This window comes from Bradyrhizobium sp. (assembly GCF_049798375.1).
In the GTDB taxonomy this organism is placed as follows: Bacteria; Pseudomonadota; Alphaproteobacteria; order Rhizobiales; family Xanthobacteraceae; genus Bradyrhizobium.
Genome location: NZ_JBARGP010000311.1, coordinates 1 through 5,377 on the forward strand (window position 1 = coordinate 1; position 5,377 = coordinate 5,377).

6 protein-coding genes and 1 pseudogene are annotated in these 5,377 nt (G+C 65.7%); 4 read left to right on the forward strand and 3 right to left on the reverse strand.

Annotation, left to right across the window (positions count from 1 at the left end; all coding sequences use genetic code 11):
* Positions 1 to 117, forward strand: a pseudogene (locus WA702_RS13350) (ABC transporter ATP-binding protein); the annotation flags it as partial.
* Complete coding sequence (locus WA702_RS13355; protein WP_425110999.1) at positions 114 to 1,640, forward strand: permease; 1,527 nt, start codon at positions 114 to 116, stop codon at positions 1,638 to 1,640. The pseudogene WA702_RS13350 and the gene WA702_RS13355, both read left to right, overlap by 4 nt.
* On the opposite strand, the gene WA702_RS13360 is transcribed toward WA702_RS13355, so the two are convergent.
* Positions 1,637 to 2,566: an alpha/beta fold hydrolase gene (locus WA702_RS13360; RefSeq protein ID WP_425111000.1), complete on the reverse strand. Its 930-nt coding sequence runs from the start codon at positions 2,564 to 2,566 to the stop codon at positions 1,637 to 1,639. The two genes, WA702_RS13355 and WA702_RS13360, sit on opposite strands and share 4 nt — an antisense overlap.
* Positions 2,567 to 2,679: 113 nt before the next feature.
* Between WA702_RS13360 and WA702_RS13365 the strand changes: the two genes are divergently transcribed.
* The gene (locus tag WA702_RS13365) at positions 2,680 to 3,492 is read left to right on the forward strand and encodes an MBL fold metallo-hydrolase (RefSeq protein WP_425111001.1); all 813 of its coding nucleotides are present in this window, start codon (positions 2,680 to 2,682) and stop codon (positions 3,490 to 3,492) included.
* A gap of 7 nt (positions 3,493 to 3,499) precedes the next feature.
* Here WA702_RS13365 and WA702_RS13370 read toward each other — a convergent pair whose 3' ends face one another.
* Positions 3,500 to 3,955 (reverse strand): cupin domain-containing protein, encoded by a 456-nt coding sequence (locus WA702_RS13370; protein WP_425111002.1) that lies wholly within the window; start codon positions 3,953 to 3,955, stop codon positions 3,500 to 3,502.
* 323 nt (positions 3,956 to 4,278) lie between these two features.
* On the opposite strand from WA702_RS13370, the gene WA702_RS13375 reads away from it, so the two are divergent.
* The gene (locus WA702_RS13375) at positions 4,279 to 4,722 is read left to right on the forward strand and encodes a DUF4399 domain-containing protein (RefSeq protein WP_425111003.1); all 444 of its coding nucleotides are present in this window, start codon (positions 4,279 to 4,281) and stop codon (positions 4,720 to 4,722) included.
* 97 nt (positions 4,723 to 4,819) lie between these two features.
* Here WA702_RS13375 and WA702_RS13380 read toward each other — a convergent pair.
* A partial coding sequence (locus WA702_RS13380; protein WP_425111004.1) for an aminopeptidase occupies positions 4,820 to 5,377 on the reverse strand: 558 nt, incomplete at its 5' end.

Genomic DNA, 5,377 nt, shown 5'->3' on the forward strand with positions numbered 1-5,377 from the left:
GCGGGCCGCCTGCTCGCCGAAGGCACGCTCGCCGAGCTGCGCCAGCAGAACGGCCATACCGATACCAGCCTCGAAGAGCTGTTCATCGCCCTGGTCGATGTCGAGGATGCCGCGTGACCCGGGCCGCCACGCTGTCATGGTTCGCCCGCCACGAGATCAGGCTGGCGTGGCGCGAATGGCTCGGCATGATCACCGGCGGACGGCAGCGGCGCACGCGCGCGGCCATCATCGGCCTGCTCGTATTCGGCGCGGTGATGCATCTGCCGGCCTGGGCCGTGGTCGGTCCCTACGCGGACATCACGGTGCCGCTCGACAAGAGCGAGTTGATCGTCGTCTCCGCGACCATCGCGCTGGCGTGGGCGCTGATGCTGTCGCAGGCGATCGAATCGGTGACGCGCGTGTTCTATGCCCGCGCCGATCTCGACCTCATCATGTCCTCACCGGTGCGGCTCGCCGAGATCTTCTCGGTGCGGATCGCGGCCATCGCGCTCTCCGTCACCTGCATGGCGCTGTTGCTGGCGACACCGTTCATCGACGTGCTGATGCTCGAAGGCGGCCCGCGCTGGCTCGCCGGCTTCGCCGTCGTGACGGCGGTGGGCCTCTCGGCCGCGGCGCTTGCGATCGCGATCACGATCGTGCTGTTCCGCCTGATCGGCCCGGCGCGGACCCGGCTGGTGGCGCAGATCCTGGCGGCGGTGATCGGCGCCGGCTTCGTGATCCTGTTGCAGATCGCCGCCATCATCTCCTATGGCACGCTGTCGCGCTTCGCCATCCTCACCTCGGACACCGCGGCCGCGATCGCGCCCGATCCGGACAGCCCGGTGTGGTGGCCGGCGCGCGCCGCGCTCGGCGACGGGCAGGCGCTGTTGCTGCTATTGTCCGCGAGCCTGACCTTGCTCGGCCTGGTGATGGCGATCTTCTCGCCGCGTTTTGCCGACACCGCGATCAGCGCCGCCGCGCAAGGCGTCTCCAGTCGCGCCGGCGCGCGGGTCAAGGCGTTTCGCGGCGGCTCACGCCAACAGGCTTTGCGACGCAAGGAGCTGGTGCTGCTGCGGCGCGATCCCTGGCTGATTTCCCAGACGCTGATGCAGCTACTTTACCTGGTGCCGCCGGCGCTGCTGCTCTGGCGCAGCTATTCCGATAGCTCAGCAGCGATCGTGCTGATCACGCCGGTCATCGTGATGGCGGCCGGCCAGCTTGCCGGCGGCCTCGCCTGGCTCACAATATCCGGCGAAGACGCACCCGAGCTGGTCGCGACCGCGCCGCTGCCGACCACGCGTGTCGTCCGCGCCAAGATCGAGGTGGTGCTGATGGTGATCTGCATCATCTTCGCGCCGCTGATCGCGGCATTGGCCTGGATCGCGCCATGGCAGGCCGCCGTGACCAGCTGTGGCGTGCTGATCGCGACCATCGCCTCGACCTCGATCCAGCTCTGGTTTCGCGTGCAGGCCCGCCGCAGCCAATTCCGCCGCCGCCAGACCTCCTCGCGGCTGGCCACGTTCGCCGAAGCCTTCTCCTCGATCGGCTGGGCGGCGACGACGGCGCTGGTGCTGGCCATCCCCACCGCGGCACTGGTCTCCGGCCTGATGACCTCGGCCATGCTGGCGGCGACCTGGAAGCTCAGCCCGAAGCGGGACTAAGCCTTCACCAGCTCCAACACTACTGCCGCAAATGCCTCCGGCTCCTCCTGCGGCAGATTGTGGCCGGCGCCCGGGATCACCCGGTGGGCGCGGCGATCGGTGAACTTCGCCGCATGCGCGGAGCCGTCGCTGGCCCGCGTGACGCCATCGCCCTCGCCGTCGATGGTGATCGTGGGCACTGATATCGTAGGCTGCGCAGCGAGCTTGCGCTCGATCTCGGCATAGCGCGGATCGCCTTCCGCCAGTCCATAGCGATGGCGATAGCTATGAACAGCGACATCGACATAATCGGGATTGTCGTGCGCCACGGCGGTCCGCTCGAGCGTCGCATCATCGAAGTGCCAGTTCGGCGACCATTGCTGCCACAGCACACGCGCGATCTCGCGCCGGTTGGCGGCGAGGCCCGCGCGGCCGCGCTCGACCTGGAAGTACCATTGATACCAATAGGCCACTTCATGCGCGACATCGGCCGGCTTCTGCGCATTGGCGATGTCCTGGATCAGATAGCCGTTCACCGAGACCAGGGCGCTGCAACGCTCCGGCCATAGCGCAGCACCGATGCAGGCTGCGCGGCCGCCCCAATCGTAGCCGGCGAATACCGCGCGCGGAATCGCGAGCGCGTCGAGCAGCGCGATCAGATCCGCCCCGATGGCGCCCTGCTGTCCGGAACGTGGCGTGGTGACATCGCGAAACCGGGTCGGGCCATAGCCGCGCAGATAGGGCACAACGACCCGGCATCCCTGCGCGGCAAGCATTGGGGCGACGTCGACATAAGAATGGATGTCGTAGGGAAAGCCGTGCAGCAGCACCACAGCGGGACCATCGGCAGGGCCGGCCTCATGATAGGCGGTGTCGAGCACACCGGCCGCGACATGACGCAACGGCTCCAGCCGCGTCGACGAGCATGCCCGCGGAAGCGGCTGCATTCCGGATGGCTCGGTCAAAGTCGCTCTCCCTGCCCTGACGCTCTGTTGATGCACGAAAGATAGTTCTGTTCCGCGAACGGCGATACAGTGAGACGACGTCGAAGGAGACCACCATGCTCCGTGCGCTGTCCGCCCTTGTCGCGATGCTGGTCTCGATGGCGCCCGCGCTGGCCGAACAGGCGCCACGCGCCAGCGAGTGCCTGGCGATGTCAGGCGGACCGCGTGCCACGCCGGTCAGTCTGCGCAGCGCCGCGGCCGGAACCGACGAGGTCGCCATCACCTATGCCGGGCATTCGACCTATTTCATCGACACGCCCGGCGGCGTCAGGATCGCGACCGACTACAGCGGCGCCTACCAGATCGGCCGTCTGCCTGACGTCGTCACCATGAACCGCGCCCACTCCACCCATTACACGCTGTTTCCGGACCCGCGCATTCCGCACGTGCTGCACGGCTGGCGCGACGACGGGCAGCCGGCGCAGATCTCGGAGCGCATCGGCGACGTCTTGATTCGCAATGTCACCACCGACATCCGCCGCTATTTCGGCGACAGTTCCGGCGGCGACATGATCAAGGACGGCAATTCGATCTTCATCTTCGAGGTCGCGGGACTCTGCATCGGCCATCTCGGCCATCTGCATGTGAAGCTCGACGACAGCCACTTCGCCGCGATCGGCCGGCTCGACGTCGTGATGGTGCCGATCGACGGCACTTATACGATGTCGCTCGACGGCATCTCAGAGATCACCAAGCGGCTGCGGGCTTCGGTGGTGCTGCCGATGCACCGCTTTGCGACGCCGCTCGAGGAGTTCATGCGGAAGATCGGCCGGGATTTCGAGATCGACCGGCGCGCCGGGCGCAGCTTGCGGATCTCGCGCGAGACGCTGCCGGGAACGCCGACCGTGATCATCCTCGAAGGAGTCTGAGCAGGCCTCAGTTCGCCCCGGCGAGGCTCGCGCCGCGGCGGCCTTCCGGCGACAGGAACATCCGCTTCAGCTTGCCGATCGCGCGGACCACGAGGCCGAGCGCGTAGGGCTGCGTCTTCAGGCAGTAGGCAAGTTTCTTGACGTGGCCTTCGACATGCCATTTGGCATGGGCGCCGTCGCGGAAGAAGATGACGTCGCCCGGGCCATAGCGCTTCGGCGCCATGTCGTCGCTCTCCAGCACGATCGAGCCTTCCAGGATCAGGATGGTCTCGTCGAAATCATAGTACCAGTTGAACTTGCCCTCGGTGCAATGCCAGACGAGGGTGCAGCCGAGGCCGTCGCTGCTGCTCGACACCAGGCATGAGGTCGCCCGCGGGTCGCCCTCGATGATCCAGGAGGGCTCGATCGGGGCCGGCTTCAGCTCGACATTGAGATTGGCGGTTTCAATCAGGGCACGAGACATCGAAGACCTCAAATACAAGGACTGAAATGGAAGCGGTCATGGGCCGCACGAAGCTGTCTGCCCGGAAATGTCTAGACATGCGCGCTTAACCGCCGCTTACTCCGTTCGTTAAAATGTAAGCTGAGCCGGGCGACCAACCGTCGCAGCTGTAACCGTTCGGCGGCGAAGGACATGGCGCCGCCATGATTTGCTCTCGGCTTTGCCTCAACTGGCCGCCCTACTCCATGTCGCTCTGCGGGAGATGCTGGCGATCGTATCGGATCATCGCGGCGTCATCTCGTCGGTTTATGAATGTTCTCTTTGCCAAAGTAAGGAATCGCGCAATGCGACGAATGAGTCTGGCGCTTGCCATGATGTTGTCGACTGTGACGTTGGCCGTGGCCGGCGAGACGCCCGCGCCTGAAGGCGCCAAGGTCTATTTCATCAACCTGAAGGACGGCGACACCGTGGCCTCCCCGGTCGTGATCCGCTTCGGCCTCACCGGCATGGGCATCGCACCGGTCGGCACCGAGGCGCCGAACACCGGCCATCACCATCTCTTCGTCGACGCCGAGCCACCGAGCGGTGACGCGCTCAACGAAGCCATCCCGATGGACACGCATCACATCCATTACGGCAAGGGCCAGACCGAAGCCTCGGTCACGCTACCGCCGGGCAAGCACACCTTGCAACTCGTGCTCGGCGACTGGAGCCACGTCCCGCACAAGACGCCCGTGATGTCAGACCGCATCACGGTCACCGTCGAAAGTGACGAAGCCAAGAAGTAATCTGTCTTTTCAGCGTATTGCGGTCCCGCCTGTGCGGGATCGCAACACCGAGGTTCAAGGGCAGCACGGCGCGCGTGCTGCCCTTTGTCATGTGCACTTACGCCCACTCGCCCTTGCGGAACACCGGCACACTGCTGCCGTCGGCGCGGATGCCGTCGATGTCGGTCTCGGCCGCGCCAATCATCCAGTCGATATGGATCAGGCTCTGGTTGCCGCCTTGCGCCGCGATCTGCTGCTGCGACAGCTTGGTGCCGTCGATGAAGCATTTCGAGTAGCACTGGCCGAGCGCGATGTGCGAGGCGGCGTTCTCGTCGAACAGCGTGTTGTAGAACAACAGCCCGCTCTTGGAGATCGGCGAGGAGTGCGGCACCAGCGCGACTTCGCCGAGCCGGCGCGCACCCTCGTCGGTGTCGAGCACCTTGTTCAGTACCTCTTCGCCACGCGAAGCCTTGGCCTCGACGATGCGGCCCTCCTCGAACTTCACCTGGATGTTGTCGATCAGCGTGCCCTGGTAGGACAGCGGCTTCGAGCTTTTGACGTAACCCGACACGCGCCGGCAATGCGGCGTCGTGAACACCTCCTCGGTCGGGATGTTGGCGTTGCAGGTGATGCCGTTCTTCGCGGTCGAGGCGCCGCCTTCCCATTCATGGCCGTC

Coding starts and splice junctions, on each gene's coding strand:
- WA702_RS13365 (WP_425111001.1), top strand. CDS start 2,680: ATGCTCCGTGCGCTGTCCGCCCTTGTCGCGATGCTGGTCTCGATGGCG.
- WA702_RS13375 (WP_425111003.1), top strand. CDS start 4,279: ATGCGACGAATGAGTCTGGCGCTTGCCATGATGTTGTCGACTGTGACG.
- WA702_RS13370 (WP_425111002.1), bottom strand. CDS start 3,955: ATGTCTCGTGCCCTGATTGAAACCGCCAATCTCAATGTCGAGCTGAAG.
- WA702_RS13360 (WP_425111000.1), bottom strand. CDS start 2,566: ATGCAGCCGCTTCCGCGGGCATGCTCGTCGACGCGGCTGGAGCCGTTG.